Raw genomic sequence first — 21,890 nt, forward strand, 5'->3', positions numbered from 1 at the left:
TCTTTTATCCATTGAGAAATTATTACTGGCAAGGAGCTGATATTATGGATCATTTTCAGATTCACGCACCTACACAAATAATCTTCGGTAAAAATACCGAAAACGAAGCAGGTAAATGGTGTAAATATTATGGTGCCCACAAGGTACTTGTACACTTCGGCGGCCACAGCGCCAAGAAAAGCGGTCTGCTGGACCGCGTCTGCGCCAGCCTGAAGGACGCAGGCCTGGAATACGTACTGTTGGGAGGCGTTGTGCCTAATCCGCAGCTTTCCATGGTTAAAAAGGGCGTAGAACTGTGCCGTGAGGAAAACGTTGATTTTATTCTCGCAGTCGGCGGCGGCAGTGTTATCGACAGCGCCAAGGGCATTGGTTACGGTCTTGCCAACCCCGGAGATGTGTGGGATTATTATGCTAAGAAAAAAGAGATTACCGCCTGCGCTCCGCTCGGCGCAGTGCTGACTATTGCGGCAGCAGGCAGCGAAATGAGCAACTGCAGCGTTATCACCAACGAAGACGGCATGCTCAAGCGCGGTCTTTCTACCGATTACGGCTACTGCAAATTCGCTATTATGAACCCTGAGCTTACCTATACCCTGCCTGCCTACCAGACAGCCAGCGGCTGCACTGATATCATGGTACATACCTTGGAGCGTTATTTTACCGCTCCTGCCACACATCAGCTGGCACTAATCGACGGTATTGCCGAAACATTGCTGCGCAATGTTATGCGCTATGCTAAAATTGCACTCAAAGAACCGGATAATTACGATGCCCGCGCCGAAATCATGTGGAGCGGTACCCTGTCCCACAACGAAACCACCGGTGACCGCACCTTCGGTGACTGGTCCTGCCACCAGCTAGAACACGAGCTGAGCAGCATGTTCGGCGTTGCTCACGGCGCAGGTCTGGCAGCAGTCTGGGGCAGCTGGGCACGCTATGTCTATAAAGAAAATGTCGGCCGCTTTGCACAGCTGGCAACCAATGTTTTCCATATTCCCTATAACTTCCGTAATCCCGAGGCTACAGCTTTAGAAGGCATTGCTGCAATGGAAAGCTTCTTTCACCATATCGGTATGCCCACCAGCATTCACGAGCTTATCGGCAAGGACCTCACAGAAGATGAAATCAAAGAGCTGGCATATAAATGCAGCTTTATGAATACGCGCACTATCGGCCAGTTTAAAGTTCTGACTATCGGAGATATGGAAAATATCTACCGTGCGGCAAAATAACCTGTTACTAAAATCAAAATGCTTCCCTTTGCGGGGAAGCATTTTTTCATCTAGTGCCGGAAACACAAAAAACTCCGTAACCCGAGAGTTACGGAGTAATTTTTATGAAGATTACATTGCTGCTTCTTCAACAGGATATACACTGATTTGGCGTTTGTCGCGGCCTTTGCGTTCAAATTTAACGCGACCTTCAACCTTAGCATAAATAGTGTAGTCCTTGCCCATGCCAACATTGTTGCCCGGATGGAATTTAGTACCACGTTGACGAACGATGATGCTGCCAGCGGTTACCAGCTGGGTGTCATGAGCTTTGGTACCCAGACGTTGTGCGTTAGAGTCACGACCGTTGTGGGAGCTACCAGTACCTTTTTTATGTGCATGTAATTGCAGAATAATTTCAAACATTACTTTCACCTCCTATGTTCTTGAATGCGAACATATTGCGGACACTGACGCGCTATTGATTCCACTCCATAAATCATGGTTTGCAATATAGCCTCTGTCAGGTCGGTAGGAGCACTGTTCAATGCTACCTCGAAGATTCCGTCCTCCTGATTAACTACATAGGACGGATTGAGTTTCAAATGTTTCTCCAAGCCAAGCAAGGGAGCCTGTGTCAGAGCGGAAACCGCGCTGCAGACAATGTCTGAGCCTTCCTCACTGTAGCCAGCATGACCACTAACCTTATAGCCGGTAATCATACCCTGCCTGTTCCTGAATAAATCAACACTTACCATAAAAATTATGCGTTAATAGCGGTGATTTCAACAGTAGTGAACGGTTGACGATGACCTTGACGTTTACGGTAGTTGGATTTAGCTTTGTATTTGAAAACGAAAATTTTGTCTGCTTTGCCGTGTTCAACAACTTTAGCAACAACTTTTGCACCTTCAACTACGGGCTTGCCAATCTTAACATCAGCATCATTTACAACGGTCAGAACTTCTTCAAAAACTACTTCAGCGCCAACTTCTGCGTTCAGTTTTTCAACTTGCAGAGTTTCGCCTTCGCTTACGCGGTATTGTTTGCCACCGGTTTTGATAATTGCGTACATCTATTGCACCTCCCTTAATGATAGACTCGCCAAATACGGTACCCTGACGCCAGGGATTTTCAGAACCTCTCTGCGCGGTTGGGGACGGACCAAATCAGTCCATACTGGAATATTTTACCTTAATGTCTGCTATTTGTCAACACCACTGTTATCTAAAATCATAAAACTTTCTACATGCAGTGAAGCATCTGCCTCAACCTTCAGAGTGCAGGCCAATTCTCTTTCCCAGGCACGCAAATCCTTGCTCACCAGCCACTCTGCCAGCCAGGGATTAGCTGTAATCAAAAGATTCTTTGAGCTGCTGCGACGCTTCAGCAAAGTACGCAGACGACGCTTAATTTCCAAAGAAAGATTTTCTCTGCTCTGCACACGTCCGCTGCCGTTGCATACCGGGCAGGGAGTGTATAGTACGCTTGATAAATTCTGACGCGATTTTTTTCTGGTAATCTCTACAAGATTCAGCACCGTGATATCCTGCACCTTGGGATGCATTTTATCACCCTTCAGCGCCTGCTGCAGAGAGTTTATAATCTCTCTTTTGTGATTGTCGGTATGCATATCAATAAAATCTACTACGATAATGCCGCCAATATCACGCAAACGCAGCTGACGCGCAATCTCCAGCGCCGCTTCGCGGTTAATCTGCATTATCGTCTCTTCCAGATTTTCGCGTCCGCTGAACTTGCCGCTGTTAACATCAATAACCGTCATTGCCTCGGTGTGGTCGATAACAAGGTAACCGCCGCTCGGCAAAGTCACCTGTCTGTCGCTGATGCCGGCAACCGCTTCTCCCTGCTTATGATATTCAAAGATATCCTCCAGGCCCTGATACAGCGTTACCCTGATATCCTGTGCCTGCGGCATCTCGGCCAACAGCTCCTCTACACGCTTATAAATCGGCAGATTATCAATCACGATTTCTGTCAGCTCCGGACGCAGATAATCGCGCACAATACGGATTGGCAGATCAAGCTCACGCCTCAGCAGGCAGGGAGCCTTCGCTACACGCTCACGCGCCGCCAGCACCTTCCAGTCAGCCGCCAGCTCCTGCACGTCGCGCTCCAGAAGCTCACGCGCAACACCGGTCGCCGCCGTGCGCACCACAATCCCCATACCGACAGGACGTACACCCTCGCAAATCGTATTCAGGCGCTCGCGCTCCTCCTTATCGGTAATCTTACGCGAAATACCCACATAATCTGCCTGCGGCAGCAGTACAACATAGCGTCCGGGCAAGGTAATTTCGCGGGTAGCAGTAGGACCTTTGGTACCGCGTGCATCCTTAGATATCTGCACTATCAGGCTTTGACCTTCGGTAACGTCCTTTTTATTACCTAAATACAGAAAAGCATTTTGCTCCAGACCGATATCAACAAAGGCAGCCTGAATGCCACGTACTACATTGCATACCTTTCCCTTAAATACACTGCCTACAAGATGCTGCTCTTCCTTGCGCTCTACCAGATATTCCATCAATATTCCGTTTTCCAGCAACCCCATACGGTTTTCGTCTTCGTTGGCGCTTATAATTATTTTAGCTATCATCGCTACTCTCCGCTCTTAAATAATCATGATATTATATTGTAGCATAAATTACGCCTGCTGGCAAAAGCAACGGCATTTCTGTATGTTAAAAATCCATTAAAGCGCATATAGGCAAAAGCTCTTAGAAAAAGGTTTCATTTTTATTTCTGGCAGCCTTGAATGCAGCAAGCATATTATCTGTTTTCTCCTGCAAGGGAGGCGGAAGAATTCTTGCCTGCTTAGGACACGCATGGATGCAAGCCATGCAAAGAATACATTTTGCTGCATCCGTAGCCATCTTGCCGTCCATATTTGATATAGCATCTGTCGGGCAGATTTTTGCGCATGCTCCGCATGATGTACACGTTGGCAAAGAAAGCGGCGCTGCCGCCACATTCATCTCCGGCTTATAGGGGCGATTACCGGGAACATGAACATTTTCTGCGGAAGTGCTGCTCTTCACTGCTTCGGCAAATGCACGGATTTCTTTTATATCCTCCGCATCAGGTCTGCCGGCGCCAACCTCCGGCACAATAGAATGCTGCGCCACAAAGGCAGCTGATGCTATTACCGTAAAGCCGCCTTGAATCAGAATGTCATTCATCTCCAGCAATGCATCCTCATAAGCTCTGTTACCATAAACAGCGATAGTTACGGCCTTCTTCCCCTCACCGGCAAGCGTTTTTATTTTTTCACGCACGACAGAAGGAATTCGTCCTGCAAATACAGGCGCTGCAACAATAATCAGCTCACCCTGCGGTTGCTTCGTCGGCGTTTGCTTATCTCTCAAATCATGCCATACTGCATCTTTGCCTACGGCAGCGGCAAAAATATCGCTTACCTTTTTTGTTCCTCCCGTGGGACTGAAATAATAAACCTCCATTTTATCTGACATTTTTCGTCCTCCTTTGCTTTGCACATGCTTATAATCATTTTAACTGTAGCTTCTTCGAAAACTTTTTTCTCTTAAGCAATAATTATGCATCACTTGATATTATTGTAAAACAAAAAGCAGGATATGGCCAGCGCATAAATATGTACAAACGCAAAAATCCCTTAGCTATGAGTTTTATCCCCACAGCTAAGGGATTAATTTTTACTGTTATAGTGTATCAGAAATCATTCGAACTCAATAGTAGCAGGCGGTTTGGTGGTATAGTCAAAGAGTACACGGTTGATGTGCTTAACCTCATTGACGATACGGTTAGCAGCAGTAGTAATAGTTGCCGGCGGCAGCATAGTTACTTCTGCAGTCATGAAGTCGGTAGTAGTTACCGCACGCAGAGCGATAGCATAATCATAGGTACGCTCGTCGCCCATAACGCCGACACTGCGCATATTGGTCAGAGCTGCAAAGTACTGGCTCGGACGCTCGCTCATCGGCAGCTTGTCTACCTCTTCACGATAAATTGCATCGGCATCCTGTACGATAGCAACCTTTTCCGGAGTTACATCGCCGATGATGCGGATTGCCAGACCGGGGCCCGGGAACGGCTGACGTGCTACCAGATTTTCAGGCAGGCCAAGCTCACGGCCGGATTGACGAACCTCATCCTTGAACAGGTCACGCAGAGGCTCAACGATTTCCTTAAAATCAACAAAGTCAGGCAGACCGCCGACATTATGATGGCTCTTAATGGTTGCAGATTCGCCGCCGAGGCCGCTTTCTACAACGTCAGGATAAATGGTGCCCTGTGCCAGATAGTCAACAGCACCGATTTTCTTAGCTTCTTCTTCAAATACGCGAATGAATTCTTCACCGATAATTTTACGTTTTCCTTCCGGAGCAGTTACGCCTGCCAGCTTGCTGTAGAAGCGCTCGCGTGCATCAACACAGATGAAGTTGATATCGAACTGACCGCCTTCACCGAAAACAGCGCAAACCTCTTCACGCTCGTTTTTGCGCAGCAGACCGTGGTCTACAAATACGCAGGTCAGTTGTTTGCCGATAGCCTTAGCCAGCATAGCGGCACAAACGCTGGAATCAACACCGCCGGAGAGTGCGCACAGAACCTTGCCGTCACCGATTCTTTCTTTCAGCTCAGCAACAGTCTGCTCTACGAAGGAATCCATTTTCCAGGTACCTGCACAGCCACAAACATTGTAAACAAAGTTGCTCAGCATCTTGGTGCCGTTTTCGGTATGCAGAACCTCGGGATGGAATTGTACACAGTATAATTTACGGGCTGCATCTTCAGCAGCAGCAACCGGGCAGTTCGGGGTGCTGGCAACAATCTTGAAGCCGGGAGCTGCGGTTTCGATATAATCGTTATGGCTCATCCAGCAAACATTCTTCTCGGAAAGACCGGCGAACATCGGGCTGGTGGTGTCGAGGTCGACAACGGTTTTTCCGTATTCGCGCTCGGGAGCTACGCATACATGACCGCCGAGCATATGCATCATCAGCTGGCTGCCGTAGCAAATGCCCAGAACAGGTACGCCCCAAGTATAGATTTCCGGATCAATAGTAGGAGAATCCTCCAGATAAGCACTGTTAGGACCGCCGGTAAAAATAATTCCCTTAGGATTTTTAGCCTTAATTGCTTCCAGGCTATGCTTATAGGATACGATTTCGCAGTACACACCGCTTTCACGTACGCGTCTTGCGATTAACTGGTTATACTGCCCGCCGAAGTCAATTACGAGCACCATTTCTTGTGCATTATTTTGCATCAATCCTTCACTCTCCTTCAAAAATAAACATGCTGCTTATATAGCAGTTATGTAAAAAATTATACGTTTTTAATATATTATAGATTACCATAAACGGCATGAAAATGCAATGAAAATGCTATTTCAGCGTCATAACGTCTTGTTTTGGCAGAAGTATACATCCTACTGCTCTTAAAATGTGCTTTGCTGCAATAAATAACAGTAAGCTTAAACACAAACATCCCATATTCAAATATCATTAATGACTGCTAAATTGAAATTTACAAATCTTTCAGAAAATGCTATAATATTTTTTAGGTATGTCACAAGGCTACCTAGGGAGTATTAGCTGACAGAAATTCTAAAAAATCTGACAGCACCTATTTTAGGAGGGATATAATGCAGCAAAATGCAGATGTGAAGGATTTAGCACAAAAAGTGATAAATCAAAACAAATCACAAAACAACAAAAGTCAATTTATTCTATGGATGGGCGCATTGGTAGTCGGTGCCATTCTCGGTTACATGGGAATTAAACCCCTGAATGAATTATTCAATTTCATCGCTACCGTTTATACACGCCTCTTCCAATTTATCGCCGTACCGACCATTGCTTTAGCCGTAATCACTACATTGGCTGCTTTGGGAAGCAAAAAAGAAACCGGCCAAATTTTTGCTCACGCCGTAGTTTATACCTTTTTGACTACTGTTTGTGCAGCAGGCATCGGTCTTGCTATCTATCTTTGGGTAGCTCCCGGCAACCTGCCGGCAGAAATTATTGGCAGCGGCATGTCCAATGTACCGCAAAATCTTGGCAAGTTAAGCTACTACGACCACATTTTAAATGTTATTCCTAACAACATGCTGCAGCCGTTCCTCGCAGGCAACGTACTTTCCGTAATGCTGATTGCTGCTGCTATGGGCTTAGGTCTGGCATTCATGCCTAAAACCGAAAACAGAGAAGCTCTGCTGAAAACAGTATTAGGCTTCCAGGAGCTGCTGTTCACTCTTATTAAAGCGCTGCTGTTCATACTGCCTCTCGGTATTCTGGCATTCGCAGGTCAGCTTTCCGCACAGATTGAAGCCGGCGTAATCGTTGGCGCTCTGGGCAAATACACTCTGGTTATCATGGCCAGTAACTGTGTTCAGTTCTTCATCGTTCTGCCTATCTTCCTGCTGGCAAGAGGCCTGAACCCGATTGATGTATTCAAGAAAATGTCTCCGGCAGTCGCTGTTGCTCTGTTCACCAAGAGCTCCGCAGGCACCCTGCCTGTAACCATGGCTTCCGCTGAACAAAACTTGAAGGTTAACAAAGCTGTTTCCCGCTTTGTACTGCCTATCTGCACCACCATCAACATGAACGGCTGCGCTGCCTTCATCTTGATTACCTCCATTTTCGTAATGCAGAACGCAGGCTTCGAGCTGTCCATGTCCACCATGCTGACATGGCTGCTGGTATCCGTACTGGCTGCTGTTGGTAACGCAGGCGTACCGATGGGCTGCTACTTCCTCACCCTGTCTCTGATGAGCGGCATCGGCGCTCCTATCGGCATCATGGGTATCATCCTGCCGATTTACACCATCATCGATATGGTTGAAACCGCAGAAAACGTTTGGTCCGACTCCTGCGTTTGCGCAATGACCGACCATGACCTCAAAGGTAAAATTGCCGAAGAAGAATAAGCCATAAAGCAAATAACTGCTAATTCGCTGTGAATTAGCAGTTATTTTTTTGCAGGAAAACAAAAACGCCGTCAGATAAACATCTAACGGCGAAAAATTCACTGGAGCTGGCAATAGGAATCGAACCCACAACCTGCTGATTACAAATCAGCTGCTCTGCCAATTGAGCTATGCCAGCACAAAATTCTTTTATTATTATAAAGGATAAAGCCTGTTTTGTCAATACTTTCACAAGCAAAGATTTTAGAGCAAGCTTACATGTAAAAATACCAGTAGGTTACACCGGCCAGCAGTATCCTGTAAACCGCAAAGCTGGTCAGCTTGGAATTCTGCAAAAATTTCAGGAACCATAATACCGAAATATAAGCAACTATAAAGGATACAACAAAACCTATTGCCAATACCTGCATATCACCGGCAGAAAGATACTGGAGGTTTCTGAGCAAATCATAAATACAGGCCACAAACATCAAGGGTACAGCAATCACAAATGTATAGTTTGCTGCAGCACTGCGAGTCAGGCCAACAAGCAATCCTCCGGCAATAGTACTGCCGCTGCGGGAAAAACCCGGCCACAGGGAAAGAAATTGATAAATACCAACCCATACTGCCTGACGGATAGAAATTTTATCAACATCATCCACCAGTTCAGCCTCGCGGCCTTTAGTTCTATATTCCGCAAACATCAGCAGCAGACCGCCCAGGAAAAGACCGATTGCTACCGTAAAAGGAGAAAACAGATACTCCTTGATATAGTGATACAGGAAGAAGGCTACCAGCATAACCGGTACGATACCGGCAGCTACATGCCAGACAGAAAGTCCCTTATTTATATCCCAGCCATCTTTGGTAAAGAATCTGGCAAAACGCTCTTTGTAAATAAATACTACAGACAGGATAGCGCCCAACTGTACAAAGACATCAAAAACATCTGCCAGCTGGCCTTCAAAGCCCAACACGTGACCGACAATAATCATATGTCCGGTAGAAGAAACCGGTAAAAATTCTGTCAGACCTTCGACAATACCCACAATAACGGCAATTAAATTTAAGTCCATGATTTACTCCCTTTCGCAAACACTAAGCCTTTTTATTATACTCTGAATCACGCTTAACTGCAATGAAATATCACTATTTTTTTAAATTTTTCACAGTTCATAAAGCTGCACACAAAAACAGAGGATGGTGCAAGCACCACCCTCTGTAATATAAGTGTATAATCTTAATCTGGGGTTAAATCTAGTAATCAAGTTTAAATCAATCGCCAAAGCACAATCCCAGCTGGCGTCCTGTACGGATAATTTCGCTGTCTACAGGAACCTGACGCGGTTTTGATGCTGCCTTTTGAATAAAGACGGTAACAATCTGATCATGATACAGTGAAACCATAACATTATATTCACGTCTTAGGCAAGCCTCTGCTGCTGCCACGCCGTAACGCGTTGACAGCACACGATCAAACGCTGTAGGCGAACCGCCACGCTGCAGATAACCTAATACGGTACAGCGTGATTCGATGCCTGTCTGCTCTTCAATGGCCTGCGCCACCTTTTCGCCCGCACCGCCAAGGCGGATCGGCTCAAAGCTGCCCTCAACCATACGTGCGATTGACATCTCGCCACCCTCAGGGCGTGCGCCTTCGGCAACAACAACAATACTAAAATTCTTTCCGGCAGCCTTTCGCGCCTGAATCTTAGCAATCACCGGCTCCAGCTTGTAAGGAATTTCCGGTAGCAAAATAACGTCCGCACCGCCGGCAATACCACTGTGCAAAGCAATCCAGCCGGCATAACGGCCCATAACCTCCAACACCATAACACGGTGATGTGATTCGGCAGTAGTATGCAGTCTGTCAAGCGCTTCGGTAGCCATAGCCATAGCAGTATCAAAGCCGAATGTCCGCTCTGTGCAGGGCAAATCATTATCAATGGTCTTAGGTACGCCAACAACCTTAATATCACATTCACGCGCCAGCTCGGCACCAATATTCAGGCTACCGTCACCGCCGATAACAACCAAGGCTTCTATATCGTATTTACGCAGGTTTTCGATAACCTTTTCGCGCATATCCTTATATACAAGCTCACCATTTTCTTCAACAGCAAAATGGAAGGGATTATCACGGTTCGTGGTTCCTAAAATTGTTCCGCCGCGCGGTAAAATACCCGATACTGCAGCATAATCCATCAATTTAAGATTATCGTTTATCAGGCCGTTAAAGCCATTGAGTACGCCATAAACCTCACAATCGTTCTGCAGGAAGGTTTTTACAACCGCACGGATTACAGCATTTAATCCCGGGCAGTCACCTCCACCGGTCAAAACAGCAAAGCGACGTTTTTTCTGCTCCATATCAAGCCTCCGCTTATTAACTATTAACCTTCTACGTTCCAGATCTTAAAGCCATCGGGGCTGATACGGATAGCTTCGGTACCGTCAAATTTGTCATAGCACAGGTTACCGTTATCAATGTATCCGGGCCATGCGGTTACGATAGTAAACTTTTTGCTCAGTTTACGCATCAGGCTGTCGGTATTGATGTGGAATACAGGTACAAACAAGGTCTGCAGTCTGTCAAGAATGATAACATCTGCATTGTAGCTTGCCAGAATATCTGCAAACATATCAGGAGCATACAAGCCTCTGTCAGCAGCCGGAATTGCCAGGAATTCCTCACTGATCAGCATGCGGCAGTCAACGTAGGTCCATTTTTGAGATTCTGCAGCTTCACGTAAAACTTTGCTCTTGCCACTGCCCGGTTTACCGGTAACAATAACAACATTTCCTTTGTCGGTCTGAGCCTCTGCTACAACCTTCACTAATTCTTCAACTTGATTCATTTGAAAAACCTCCTCTAACACCGAAGTGTCAATTTTTCTTTACTGACTTGTTAATATATCTATTCGCTATACTTGTCAAAAATCCTCTTAATAAAAAAACACCATTCTGAAAATTTCAAAATGATGTAGATTTTTGTTACAGTTTTATCAATTATCCGCTTTTTCAGGAATTTTTATTCTTGAAACGCTCATACGGATCAATAGCCAGCAGTCCGCTGTAAACTGTACGCAGATCAGTAATATCTCCTTTGCTGATGATATATTTTTCAAGTTTACGCTTTACACGCTGCAGCGCATTATCAATAGATTTGATATGACGCCCCAGCTCAGCAGCAATTTCCTGATAGGATTTGCCATCAAGATAGCTCATCAGAACCTTCCATTCCAGGTCACTGAGAATATCATTCATCTTGCTTTCAATATCGCTGAATTCCTCACGGCTGATAATCATATCCTCCGGATTAGCAACCTTCACACCGCTGATGACATCCAGCAGCGTGCGGTCACTGTCCTCCTCATAAATAGGCTTGTTAAGCGATACATAGGAGTTGAGAGGGATATGCTTCTGTCTGGTAGCAGTCTTTATTGCCGTAATAATCTGCCTTGTTACACACAGCTCGGCAAACGCACGGAACGATGCCTGCTTATCGGCACGGAAATCACGGATAGCCTTATAAAGACCGATCATGCCTTCCTGAATAATATCTTCTCGCTCGGCACCTATTAAAAAATAGCTGCGAGCCTTGGCTCTGACGAAGTTTCTGTATTTATGCAGCAGATATTCCTGCGCTAAAACATTATCATGCTGTTGTGATTCTAAAACGATTTCCTCATCAGTCATTTTTGCAAAAGCGTCATTGGGATCGTTTTGCATTACAGTATCTGTAGCCATCAATAGCATATCCTCCGTCTGTTCATCTATCTGCCACTGTCTTGCAAAACAGTTATCGCAAATATCTTCATAATAAAAGCATCAGTGTTTTTATTATATCCTGCCTGGTGTTTTCCGTCAACTTTTCTCCCGACGCAATTTTTCCAGATGAGCCAGAACATGTCCGCTCACTCTGCCACCAAGCTCATTGCGGTTTAAAGCTCGTCTGGGGACATGCAGACGCTCGGCAATTTCCTTTTTTGTCTTATAATACTGCTCGCGGAATTCCCTGGAGGAAATGCGGTATGCACCTGCTCCCAAAATGTTAATCTGCTCCGCGTAGTCACTGGTGACAACGAAACCCTTTGCCTGTACACGTCTAAGCTCGTAGGCTCTGCGTTCAATCCAGGAATCTGCCGTTTCTCCCTCATCGGTAAATACAACGTCAATGCCATGAATTTTTTCGGAAGCAGCAGCGCCTGCCACCTCCTGAGCATCAAAAACTACGATAGCACGATAGCCCTTAAAGGCAGCATATTCTGCCACACCCGCTACCAGCAGCTCGCGTGCATGCTCCAGGTTTTCCTGACGCAGCTGGGCAAAATCCTTCCAGGCGTTAATTACATTATACCCATCAATTATCAGATATTCGCCCATGCCTTCACCTCTTTAGAATTGATGTCGTTGACGTACTACCTCGTACATCAGGACAGCACCCGCAGCCGATGCGTTCAAAGAATTAACGCCGCCGTTCATCGGAATGCTGACAACATCATCACATTTTTGTTTTACAAGTCGGCCTAAGCCTCTGCCTTCAGCGCCGATTACCAGTACAATCGGACCGCTCATATTGGCAGCATAAAAATCAACGCCATCCATATCAGCCCCGACAACCCAGCAGCCGCGCTGCTTAAGCTCTTCGATAGTCTGGGCGATATTGCCGATTTGCACAACGGGTACATATTCTACCGCACCTGCGGAAATCTTGGCAACAACAGCGTTCAGCGGGCAGCTGCGGCGGCGCGGCATCAGCACGCCATGCACGCCTGCGGCATCGGCACTGCGGATAAGAGCACCCACGTTCTGCGGGTCCTGCAGCTCATCCAAAAGCAAAATAAACGGCTCTTCATTTTTTTCTGCCGCACAGGCAAAAACATCATCCAGAGTACGGAATGCAATCGGTGCCGCTAAAGCAGCTACACCCTGATGACGCAGACCTTTAGCCAGCTTATCCAGCTTTTCGGCCTTTACGGTTTCTACAGGTACACCCTTTTGCTTTGCCAAAGCAATGATTTCGCCCAGACTGCCGCCATGAGCGCCTTCCTGCAAAAGTATTTTATTTATTGAACGCTGACTGCGCAAGGCTTCACTAACCGCATTACGTCCAGCTATTAAATCATTATTCTGCTCAGCCATAGTTTCTCCTTACTGCTTTTGCTCTGCCTTGGCTTTTGCCGCCAAAATTGCCTGCAGACGTCCGCAGGACATAGCGCCCTCGTGACAAACGCCCTCAGATACACAGGTCGGACCTGCATTTTCAAAAATAACCGGTGCTACAGCCTGACATTGGCGCAGCATCTCATTAGCCAGCGCACGGATTTCCCATTGTGCACGGGTGCAGCAGCGCAGGCTGAAGAAGTTCAGCAAGGAGCGTGCATTAAACGTGCAGACAATCTTCGTTTCTGTTGCGTTAGGCAGAATATAACGGGCATCCTCAGCCGGAATATCAAGCGCGATAAACTCGTCATACATTGCCTGAATCTCAGTCATCAGCTTGTCGAATTTAGCCTTAGCCTCGGGCTTAGAAGCAATGGAAGCAGGCACAATTGTTTCAAAATCATGCTCCTTCACATAGCGCTGAGATTGCTGGGAATAAGAAGCAATACGGTGACGCACCAGCTGATGTGTCAAAACACGGGATACGCCTTCGATAGCAAAGGTAAAGGTAACATGCTCCAAGGTGGACAAGTGCCCCATGCTTACCAGTTTGCGTACCAGATTTGCTGCCTGCTCATCACTGATTTTTTCTTCCAGCTGAGCGGCACCAATCGGTGAATAGCACAGACGCGCGCTCATAGCCACAGTACGCTCCGGCTCCGGCGTATGACGTACTAATTTTACCATCATATTTATCATCTCCTCTCTTTTCAACGGACAAATAGAGGGGTATTATTTTTTGTGATTTTCCTGCATATATTTGCTGATAATATCAAAGGAAAGATCCATAACCTCTTGCAGGCGCTCCTCGCGTTCTTCAAGGAACAACCAGCCCAAAAGTGCTTCAAAAGCTGTTGCCATACGGTATTCATGCACTGAGGCGCTTTTCGGCACCATCGACTTAGCATTACGGCCGCGGCGGAAAATAACGCTTTCCTCCTCGCTCAGGCCTGCCTCCAGCTGCTGCATTGCCTGACATTGGCACACTGCAGAAACCATCTTGGAACCGATGTCATGTACAATTCTTACATGCTTGGAAGTCGGCAAAAGGCGCAGACGGACATACATAGAAAAAACTACGTCGCCGATATACGCCAGCAGAATCGGATTTATTTCCTTAGTTGCAGGAAAAGGAGCACCGGCAGCCGCACAGGCTGCCAGGGCATGCTCCTTTAGCATTTTGTATTGTTCAAATTTCATTATTGCTTAGACCACTTTACGCCTTGCGGAGTATCCTGCAGCACAATGCCGATTTCATTCAGCTTATTGCGCAGCTCATCTGCCAGTGCGTAATTTTTGTTTTTACGTGCATCCTGACGCATAGCGATAAGCATTTCCACCAACTCGGCTTCCTTGCTGTCGCCTGCCTCTTCTGCAGCCGGAGCAGCAGTTTTTTCCAGAACACCGATGATAGAGCAGGTTTCTGCAAAGACATCGTTAAACATAGCAACCAGCTTGCCGTCCGGTTTAATGCCGGCATCAACAACTGCCTTATGGTAAATGTTGATTTCCTTAGCCAGAGCAAACATATGGCTGATAGCCAGCGCAGTATTGAAGTCATCGCGCATAGCTTCCATAAATGCTTCACGCAGCTCTTTAACCTTCTCGCGCAGTGCCAAGCTTTCGGCAGTCGGGCCGGCGCTCAGCATTTCGCTCAGCTCACCCAAAGTTTCCTGTGCCTGACGCAGACGTGCAAGGCTCTTTTGTGCTTCGGTAAGACGTGCATCGCTGAAGTCCAGCGGGCTGCGATAATGCGTGGAAACGATGAAGAAACGCAGAGTTTCCGGATCGTAATGCTCTAAAATATCGATAACCATGAAGAAGTTGCCCAGAGATTTGGACATTTTTTCTTCGTTAACGGTAATAAAGCCGTTGTGCAGCCAGTAATGTACGAAAGGATGAATGCCGGTGCAGCCTTCGGATTGAGCAATCTCGTTTTCATGATGTGGGAAAATCAAATCGCTGCCGCCGCCATGGAAGTCAAAGGTTTCGCCCAGATACTTCATGCTCATGGTAGAGCATTCAATATGCCAGCCGGGACGACCGGGACCCCAAGGGCTCTCCCAAGCAGGCTCGCCCGGTTTAGCGGATTTCCACAGCGCAAAATCCATCGGATTATGCTTGCGGTCATCAACGTCTACACGTGCACCAGCCATCATATCCTCAATATTACGGCCGGAAAGCTGTCCATAGTATTTAAATTTTTCTACACTGTAGAAAACATCGCCGTCAACAACATAGCCATAGCCATTGTCAATCAGGCATTGAACGGTTTTGATGATATCATCGATATGCTCGGATACACGCGGATAAACATGCGCACGGCGCACATTGAGTTTATCCATTACTTCAAAGTAGGAGTCAATATAGCGGTTGCAGATATCATACCATTGTACGCCCTCTTTATTGGCAGTGTTGATAATCTTGTCATCAACATCGGTAAAGTTCTGTACATGGGTTACGTCATAGCCTTCATGCTCCAGAAAGCGGCGGATAACGTCCCAGGTTACGAACGGACGCGCATTACCAACATGCGGATGGTTGTACGGAGTAACACCGCAAACATAGATGTTGGCTTTGCCCGGATGAATAGGTACGAATTCTTCTTTTTGTTTGGTTAAGGTGTTATATACTTTAATGCTCATAATAACTATTCCTTTGCAAAAATTCTCTGAGCGACAAGAAGGCCTGGGATGCGAGCAACGCCGTTACGAAGCAGATGAGGCCTTATCGTCAGTCATCAATCAAAGATTTACGCCTGTTTTTGCCAAGCTGGATTTAATACGTTTTGCAGTACGCTCAACGCCCAGCAGCGGAACCATTGCTGCCAGCTCAGGACCATGCTGATTACCGGTCAGAGCGACACGAATCGGCATGAATACATCCTTGCCCTTCAGCTTAGTTGCTTTCTGAATCTGCTTGAACAGAGCTTTAACTGCATCATTGTCCAGTTTTTCTACCTTCGGCAGCTCTTCCAGCAGCATATTGATAACTGTCGGCACAGTTTCAGCCTTCAGGACTGCTTCTGCTTCCTCGTTTTCAAAATCGAATTCATCATTGAAGTACATTTCTACGCATTCAGGAATTTGGGCAGCATATGAAATGTGCTCCTGTGCGGTTGCTACAACGCGTTTCAGCCAAGCCAGCTTCTCGCCTTCTTCTTCGCCGGTCATGTAGCCTGCAGCAATCATGTGCGGTTTAGCAGCTTCAAAGAATGCTTCCGCATCCAGCTGACGCATATAGTGCTGGTTAATCCAGTTCAGCTTGTCGATATCGAAAACAGCAGGGTTCTTGGCAACACGGTCCATGCTGAATTCGTGAATCAGCTCGTCCATGCTGAAGATTTCCTGCTCACTGTTCGGAGCCCAACCCAAAAGTGCCAGGAAGTTGTTGATAGCTTCCGGCAGGTAACCCAGCTGACGATATTGGTCAACACTAGTAGCGCCGTGACGCTTGCTCATTTTGGTGTGGTCCTTGCCCAGAATCAGGGAAATGTGACCGAAGGTCGGTTGTTTGAAGCCCAATGCATCATAAACGAGGCATTGACGCGGAGTGTTGGACAGATGCTCTTCAGCGCGGATTACATGAGTAATGTGCATCAGCGCATCATCGATAACTACAGCATAGTTATAGGTCGGAATACCGTCGGATTTAACAATAACGAAATCACCGATATTATTGGAATCAAAAACTACATCGCCACGAACCATGTCGCGAACGAGAATCTGCTTGTCGGCAGGAACACGGAAGCGAACGGTCGGTTTGCGGCCTTCAGCTTTGAACTGAGCAATCTGCTCTTCGGTCAGATGACGGCATTTGCCCATATAACGCGGCATTTTGCCTTCTTTGATCAGGCTCTGGCGTTCTTTCTCCAGCTCCTCATCGGTGCAGTAGCAATAGTAAGCCTTGCCTTCAGCCAACAGCTTGTCAGTATATTTTTTGTAGATATCAAGACGTTCCATCTGATGATACGGTCCGTTCGGGCCGCCAACATCAACGCCCTCATCCCAGTCCATACCCAGCCACTTCAAAGCAGCCTTGATATTTTCCTCGGATTCCGGGGTAGAACGCTCACGGTCGGTATCCTCGATACGCAGAATCAGCTTACCGCCGGTTTTGCGGGCCAGCAGATAGTTGAACAGCGCACTGCGCGCACCACCGATATGGAACGGGCCGGTCGGGCTCGGCGCAAATCTTACTCTAACTTCATCATTACACATTGATATATCCCTCCAAATTTATCTATTAACATTAGATTTACCAAAAAAGCACAATCACTCCGGCTCCGGCTAAAATAAATTTCCTTCCACCGGTATATCCAAACAGATTACACTTATCAGTCTAATTATTATATCACATCTTGACAATACTCGCCACAGCTTCAGCGGCAATACCTTCACCTCTGCCTGTAAAACCGAGCTTTTCTGTTGTTGTTGCCTTAATATTTACTACGGACTCAGCAACATCCAAGACCTTGGCAACATTGGCACGCATTTTGGCAATATAGCCTGCCAGCTTCGGGCGTTGGGCAATAATGGTTACATCCACGTTATTAACCTGCCAGCCTTCCTCCTGCAAGAGCTTTTTGACATGCAGCGTCAGCTGCATGCTGTCAGCTCCCTTAAAGCGTTCATCCGTATCCGGGAAGTGCTTGCCGATATCTCCCATGGCCGCCGCGCCCAAGAGCGCGTCCATCAGCGCATGCAACGCCACATCTGCATCACTGTGTCCCAAAAGGCCTTTTTCATAAGGCACCTCAACACCGCAGAGAATTAATTTACGTTCTTCTCCCAGCTTATGTACATCATAGCCGCAGCCGATGCGAAATTGCGGCATTACAATCTTATTTTCCATCTTCCTGCTCCTGTTGCGCCAGCAGATTTTCTGCAAAAAGCAAATCCTCCGGCGTAGTAATTTTAATATTTTCGTAGCGTCCTAACGCTGTCGCTACCTTATGGCCCATCAGCTCTACTACCGAAGCATCGTCGGTAACAGCAGCGGGATGTGCCGCCAAATGTGCGTAAGCCTGCTTCAGCAGTTCCGCAGTAAAAATCTGCGGTGTCTGCACTGCCATCAGCGTACTGCGCTCAGGCGTAGCAGTTACAATACCGTCGGTGCCGACAACCTTGATGGTATCTTTCACCGGAACGGCAGCAATTGCGGCGCCATGCACCTTAGCGGCAGCCAATGTGCGTTCAAAAACAGCGCGTCCCGCAAAAGGACGCGCACCATCGTGAACAGCGATATAACAATCTGTTTCCTCTACTGCGGCCAACGCATTGGCAACACTGTCCTGACGCTCCTTCCCGCCGGCTACTACGCAAAACGGCAGCGTCCGGAAATAATCTTCCTGATAGCCTGCCAAAAGCTCACGGCCTTCAACAACCTCCTGCGGCGCCAGCACGACAACGGCACGCTTAACCAGACCTGTTGCCTCCAACATATGCAGACAGTGCACCAGAAGAGGTGCACCGTTCAGCATAGCAAAGGCCTTATTAATCCCCAGCCCCAGACGCTTACCGGCGCCTGCAGCCGGAACAATTACAATAAGTTCATCCTTGCCCATCTCAAAGCTCCTATTTTGTTTTTGCGAAAATCATTCTTCCGGCAGAAGTCTGCAGCACGCTGGTTACAACAACAATTGCGCTGCGGCCGATGAAGTGACGTCCGTTTTCTACAACGATCATAGTACCGTCATCAAGATAAGCAACAGCCTGTCCCTGCTCCTTGCCTTCCTTAACCAGGAATACGTTCATTTCCTCGCCTGCAACAACTACCGCTTTAATAGCGTTCGCCAGCTCATTGATATTCAACACCTTAACGCCCTGAATACCTGCAACCTTATTCAGGTTATAATCATTGGTAATAATGTCAGCGTTAGCCTGTCTTGCCAAACGTACAAGCTTAGCATCCACGCCTTCCAAATCATCATAATCGTTATCTACGACCAGAATACGGTTCTTGTAGCTTATCTGCAAATCATGCACCAGGTCCAAACCACGACGGCCTTTGGCACGCTTCATATTATCCGAAGAATCCGCCAGCTTCTGCAGCTCCTCCAGCACAAAATTCGGCACCACCAGCTGACCGTCCAAAAAGCCTGCAGCCATAATATCCATAACACGTCCGTCAATAATGACGCTGGTATCAAGCAATTTATTGCTGCTGTAAAGACGGTCACCCAAAGGTCCCTCCAATACGCTCTTTGTTTCATCGACAGGCTTTACGGACTTACGCGTAGGAATGCGGTTAAAAAACTCCACAATATCATTATGCTTACGCAAAGCCAGCTTAGCACCGACAACCGAAAGTACAAGGCTTAGTACGATGGGAATAAACGGTCCGATAACCGGCAGTCTGGAAAAAGGACTGCCTATCAGATTTGCTAAAATCAGACCGATGCCGATACCGAAAATCATTACCAGAATATCACTGGTAGGTACGCCGGAGAGAGAAACCGTCAGACGTTCAGCGTAATTGAACAGCCATTTTGTAATAAACGGTGCCAATACTAGGCCAAGCCAGGAAGATATAAAAAGACCTGGTAAAGTCAGTATCATGGTAGCAAAGGTAATTCCCATTAAGCCATTGCCGTGTAAATCATAGCCCAAGTAATTTGATAAAAACGGTAAAGATAAATTTGTTAGTATGAGTCCGGTTACAATAATAATTAACGATATGCTCAGGCTAATAATTTTTCTCAGCATTTCAATTTCTCCTTTCTCTGAATTTCTGATACATAGTATTTCATCCTACTATTATATCAATTATATAATACAGCTATAATCCGCAAAAAACAAGTAAATAACTTTTTTAAATATGACATTAATGAAAAAAAGGCCTAAAAATTTTGCAAAAAAAACCGTTTTAAAGCAGTTTCTAACTCAACAGCCTTAAAACGGTCTTTATATTCTGCCTAATTACAGCAACGCTCTAACCAGTTGCCCGCTTTCTCTGCATCCACATCCTTAATCAGCATTATTTCACTTTGCAAAATCTGCTTCGTACTGTGCAGCAATCTGCGCTCACCTACGGAAATTTTCTTTCTGCGTTCTAAAATAGTCAGTATTTTAAAGATTCTTGCGACCTCAGCAACACTGCCGCTTTTTATCTTCTGCATATACAACTGAAAGCGCCGATTCCAGGAAATCGCCTTCACCGTCTGTACATCCGGTACTTCATGCAGCGTATTCTGAATTATTGCCAGAGTTTCATCATCGCCAATATAACGTAAACCTAATTTTTCGGCGTTTTCTACCGGTACCGACACTGTCATATTGTCAAAAAGCATTTGTAAAATGTAATACTTCACAGTCTCGCCATCCTGTATATGTGCTTCTATATCCTTGATAATAGCTCCACCATGAAGTGGATATACAACTCTGTCACCCATCGCAAACATCTTCAACCCTCCTAAAATTATAATTCTGATAAATACATTGTAGCACGCCCCTTCTTTATTGTCAAAAGTATTTTATTTTACCACTATCTTTCTAATATGTCAACCTTTAACTAGGATGTTGGTCTATCTTCAGAATTCTTTTAACATTTAGCGATAAAACCACACTTAAAAGAATAATATTTTACAAACTGTTAACTAATTACAGCTTCTGCTGCCCCGTTAAGCTCTTGCAAAAGATATTTTTTTCTTGCATAATATAAGTGTCTAAAACAGTAAAGGAAGTAAAAATTATGGACAGCAACGAAAAATATGAATTATTATTAACACAGCTTCGCGCAAAAGAAGGCTTTATCTGCGATATGGATGGTGTTATCTACCACGGAAATAACCTATTGCCCGGAGTAAGAGAATTCGTAAACTGGCTCTATGAAGAAAAAAAGAGCTTTTTATTTTTGACTAACGCCAGCGAACGCAGTCCCAAAGAACTGCAGCAAAAGCTTTTACGTCTGGGACTGGAGGTTGACGAAAGTCATTTCTATACCAGTGCTCTCGCCACTGCCAAATTTATCCATTCGCAGGCCCCCGGCTGCAGTGCCTACGTTATCGGCGGCCCCGGTCTTGTCAATGCGCTTTATGATGCCGGCATCACAATGAATGATGTTAATCCCGATTACGTTGTAGTCGGCGAAACAAATTCTTATAATTATAATATGATTCTCAAGGCAGTAAGCCTGATTAACCAAGGAGCACGCCTGATTGCAACAAACAGCGACCTTACCGGCCCCTCTGATTTCGGTATCATCCCCGCCTGCCGTGCACTGGTCGCACCTATTGAGCTTGCTACCGGCAAAAAGGCTTACTTTGTCGGCAAACCTAACCCCTTGATGATGCGCACAGGCTTGCGTCTGCTGGATGTTCATTCAGAGGATGCTGCTATGATCGGCGACCGTATGGATACAGATATCGTTGCCGGTATGGAAAGCGGTCTGATGACAGCTCTTGTTCTGAGCGGCGTAAGTACGTTGGAAAATATTAAGGAATTCTCCTACCGTCCGTCTATCATCTTAAACGGCGTCGGTGATATTCCGAACAAATAATGTTATACCTCACGGACTGCCGCACTCGGCAGTCCTTTTTCTTTAGCGCAGCACTTGACTTAAAGTACACTCTAACATATATAATGTAAGCAAGAATT

At 46.3% G+C, this 21,890-nt stretch carries 23 protein-coding genes and 1 tRNA gene; 3 read left to right on the plus strand and 21 right to left on the minus strand.

What is annotated here, in order from left to right; translation table 11 throughout:
- The first annotated feature begins 44 nt into the window (after positions 1-44).
- Complete coding sequence (locus M5E81_RS08530; protein ID WP_009145441.1) at positions 45-1,232, plus strand: iron-containing alcohol dehydrogenase; 1,188 nt, start codon at positions 45-47, stop codon at positions 1,230-1,232.
- A 111-nt stretch (positions 1,233-1,343) separates the two neighbouring features.
- Here M5E81_RS08530 and rpmA read toward each other — a convergent pair whose 3' ends face one another.
- The 6 genes from rpmA to guaA form a co-directional block, all read right to left on the minus strand.
- Positions 1,344-1,637, minus strand: a complete 294-nt coding sequence (gene rpmA / locus M5E81_RS08535) for a 50S ribosomal protein L27 (RefSeq protein WP_021720615.1) — start codon at positions 1,635-1,637, stop codon at positions 1,344-1,346.
- Between the two features lie 5 nt (positions 1,638-1,642).
- Positions 1,643-1,969: a ribosomal-processing cysteine protease Prp gene (locus M5E81_RS08540; RefSeq protein ID WP_009145438.1), complete on the minus strand. Its 327-nt coding sequence runs from the start codon at positions 1,967-1,969 to the stop codon at positions 1,643-1,645.
- Between the two features lie 5 nt (positions 1,970-1,974).
- Positions 1,975-2,286 carry a 50S ribosomal protein L21 gene (gene rplU, locus M5E81_RS08545; RefSeq protein WP_009145437.1) on the minus strand — a complete coding sequence of 104 codons (312 nt, stop codon included), beginning with the start codon at positions 2,284-2,286 and terminating at the stop codon, positions 1,975-1,977.
- Between the two features lie 129 nt (positions 2,287-2,415).
- A complete protein-coding gene (locus tag M5E81_RS08550) occupies positions 2,416-3,831 on the minus strand; it encodes an Rne/Rng family ribonuclease (RefSeq protein WP_009145436.1) in 1,416 nt (471 codons plus the stop codon).
- Between the two features lie 121 nt (positions 3,832-3,952).
- Positions 3,953-4,705: an EFR1 family ferrodoxin gene (locus tag M5E81_RS08555; RefSeq protein WP_249747296.1), complete on the minus strand. Its 753-nt coding sequence runs from the start codon at positions 4,703-4,705 to the stop codon at positions 3,953-3,955.
- A gap of 224 nt (positions 4,706-4,929) precedes the next feature.
- The gene (gene guaA / locus M5E81_RS08560) at positions 4,930-6,483 is read right to left on the minus strand and encodes a glutamine-hydrolyzing GMP synthase (protein WP_009145434.1); all 1,554 of its coding nucleotides are present in this window, start codon (positions 6,481-6,483) and stop codon (positions 4,930-4,932) included.
- Positions 6,484-6,861: 378 nt separating this feature from the next.
- On the opposite strand from guaA, the gene M5E81_RS08565 reads away from it, so the two are divergent.
- Positions 6,862-8,145: a dicarboxylate/amino acid:cation symporter gene (locus M5E81_RS08565; RefSeq protein WP_009145432.1), complete on the plus strand. Its 1,284-nt coding sequence runs from the start codon at positions 6,862-6,864 to the stop codon at positions 8,143-8,145.
- 102 nt (positions 8,146-8,247) lie between these two features.
- On the opposite strand, the gene M5E81_RS08570 is transcribed toward M5E81_RS08565, so the two are convergent.
- The 15 genes from M5E81_RS08570 to M5E81_RS08640 all read right to left on the minus strand — a co-directional run bounded on the left by M5E81_RS08570 (position 8,248) and on the right by M5E81_RS08640 (position 20,695).
- Positions 8,248-8,323, minus strand: a tRNA-Thr gene (locus M5E81_RS08570).
- A gap of 76 nt (positions 8,324-8,399) precedes the next feature.
- Positions 8,400-9,203 carry an undecaprenyl-diphosphate phosphatase gene (locus M5E81_RS08575; protein WP_009145431.1) on the minus strand — a complete coding sequence of 268 codons (804 nt, stop codon included), beginning with the start codon at positions 9,201-9,203 and terminating at the stop codon, positions 8,400-8,402.
- Positions 9,204-9,402: 199 nt separating this feature from the next.
- Complete coding sequence (locus M5E81_RS08580; protein WP_009145430.1) at positions 9,403-10,497, minus strand: 6-phosphofructokinase; 1,095 nt, start codon at positions 10,495-10,497, stop codon at positions 9,403-9,405.
- 23 nt (positions 10,498-10,520) lie between these two features.
- Positions 10,521-10,985: a BREX-3 system P-loop-containing protein BrxF gene (brxF, locus tag M5E81_RS08585; RefSeq protein WP_040565069.1), complete on the minus strand. Its 465-nt coding sequence runs from the start codon at positions 10,983-10,985 to the stop codon at positions 10,521-10,523.
- A 163-nt stretch (positions 10,986-11,148) separates the two neighbouring features.
- A complete protein-coding gene (gene sigH, locus M5E81_RS08590; protein WP_009145428.1) occupies positions 11,149-11,886 on the minus strand; it encodes an RNA polymerase sporulation sigma factor SigH in 738 nt (245 codons plus the stop codon).
- Positions 11,887-11,994: 108 nt separating this feature from the next.
- Entirely contained in the window at positions 11,995-12,513 is a 519-nt protein-coding gene (locus tag M5E81_RS08595) for an NYN domain-containing protein (RefSeq protein WP_249747297.1), read from the minus strand.
- Positions 12,514-12,525: 12 nt separating this feature from the next.
- Positions 12,526-13,272: a 23S rRNA (guanosine(2251)-2'-O)-methyltransferase RlmB gene (gene rlmB, locus M5E81_RS08600; RefSeq protein WP_009145426.1), complete on the minus strand. Its 747-nt coding sequence runs from the start codon at positions 13,270-13,272 to the stop codon at positions 12,526-12,528.
- A 9-nt stretch (positions 13,273-13,281) separates the two neighbouring features.
- The gene (gene thyX, locus M5E81_RS08605; protein WP_040565068.1) at positions 13,282-13,983 is read right to left on the minus strand and encodes an FAD-dependent thymidylate synthase; all 702 of its coding nucleotides are present in this window, start codon (positions 13,981-13,983) and stop codon (positions 13,282-13,284) included.
- Positions 13,984-14,025: 42 nt separating this feature from the next.
- Entirely contained in the window at positions 14,026-14,493 is a 468-nt protein-coding gene (locus tag M5E81_RS08610) for a Mini-ribonuclease 3 (protein ID WP_210684851.1), read from the minus strand.
- Complete coding sequence (gene cysS / locus M5E81_RS08615; RefSeq protein ID WP_365688232.1) at positions 14,493-15,941, minus strand: cysteine--tRNA ligase; 1,449 nt, start codon at positions 15,939-15,941, stop codon at positions 14,493-14,495. The genes M5E81_RS08610 and cysS overlap by 1 nt, the downstream gene beginning before the upstream one ends.
- Positions 15,942-16,037: 96 nt before the next feature.
- Positions 16,038-17,513, minus strand: coding sequence for a glutamate--tRNA ligase (gene gltX / locus M5E81_RS08620; protein ID WP_009145421.1), 1,476 nt, complete (start codon positions 17,511-17,513; stop codon positions 16,038-16,040).
- Positions 17,514-17,646: 133 nt separating this feature from the next.
- Complete coding sequence (gene ispF / locus M5E81_RS08625; RefSeq protein WP_009145420.1) at positions 17,647-18,147, minus strand: 2-C-methyl-D-erythritol 2,4-cyclodiphosphate synthase; 501 nt, start codon at positions 18,145-18,147, stop codon at positions 17,647-17,649.
- On the minus strand, positions 18,137-18,859 hold the full coding sequence (ispD, locus tag M5E81_RS08630) for a 2-C-methyl-D-erythritol 4-phosphate cytidylyltransferase (protein WP_009145419.1): 723 nt from the start codon (positions 18,857-18,859) through the stop codon (positions 18,137-18,139). Before ispD ends, ispF begins: the two co-directional genes overlap by 11 nt.
- A 10-nt stretch (positions 18,860-18,869) precedes the next feature.
- Complete coding sequence (locus tag M5E81_RS08635) at positions 18,870-19,802, minus strand: PIN/TRAM domain-containing protein (protein WP_244944641.1); 933 nt, start codon at positions 19,800-19,802, stop codon at positions 18,870-18,872.
- Between the two features lie 407 nt (positions 19,803-20,209).
- The gene (locus M5E81_RS08640) at positions 20,210-20,695 is read right to left on the minus strand and encodes a CarD family transcriptional regulator (RefSeq protein ID WP_009145417.1); all 486 of its coding nucleotides are present in this window, start codon (positions 20,693-20,695) and stop codon (positions 20,210-20,212) included.
- Between the two features lie 290 nt (positions 20,696-20,985).
- Here M5E81_RS08640 and M5E81_RS08645 point away from each other — a divergent pair, with 290 nt between their 5' ends.
- A complete protein-coding gene (locus M5E81_RS08645) occupies positions 20,986-21,792 on the plus strand; it encodes an HAD-IIA family hydrolase (RefSeq protein ID WP_009145416.1) in 807 nt (268 codons plus the stop codon).
- Positions 21,793-21,890 lie beyond the last annotated feature (98 nt).

This window comes from Phascolarctobacterium succinatutens (genome assembly GCF_023497905.1).
Lineage (GTDB): Bacteria > Bacillota > Negativicutes > Acidaminococcales > Acidaminococcaceae > Phascolarctobacterium_A > Phascolarctobacterium_A succinatutens.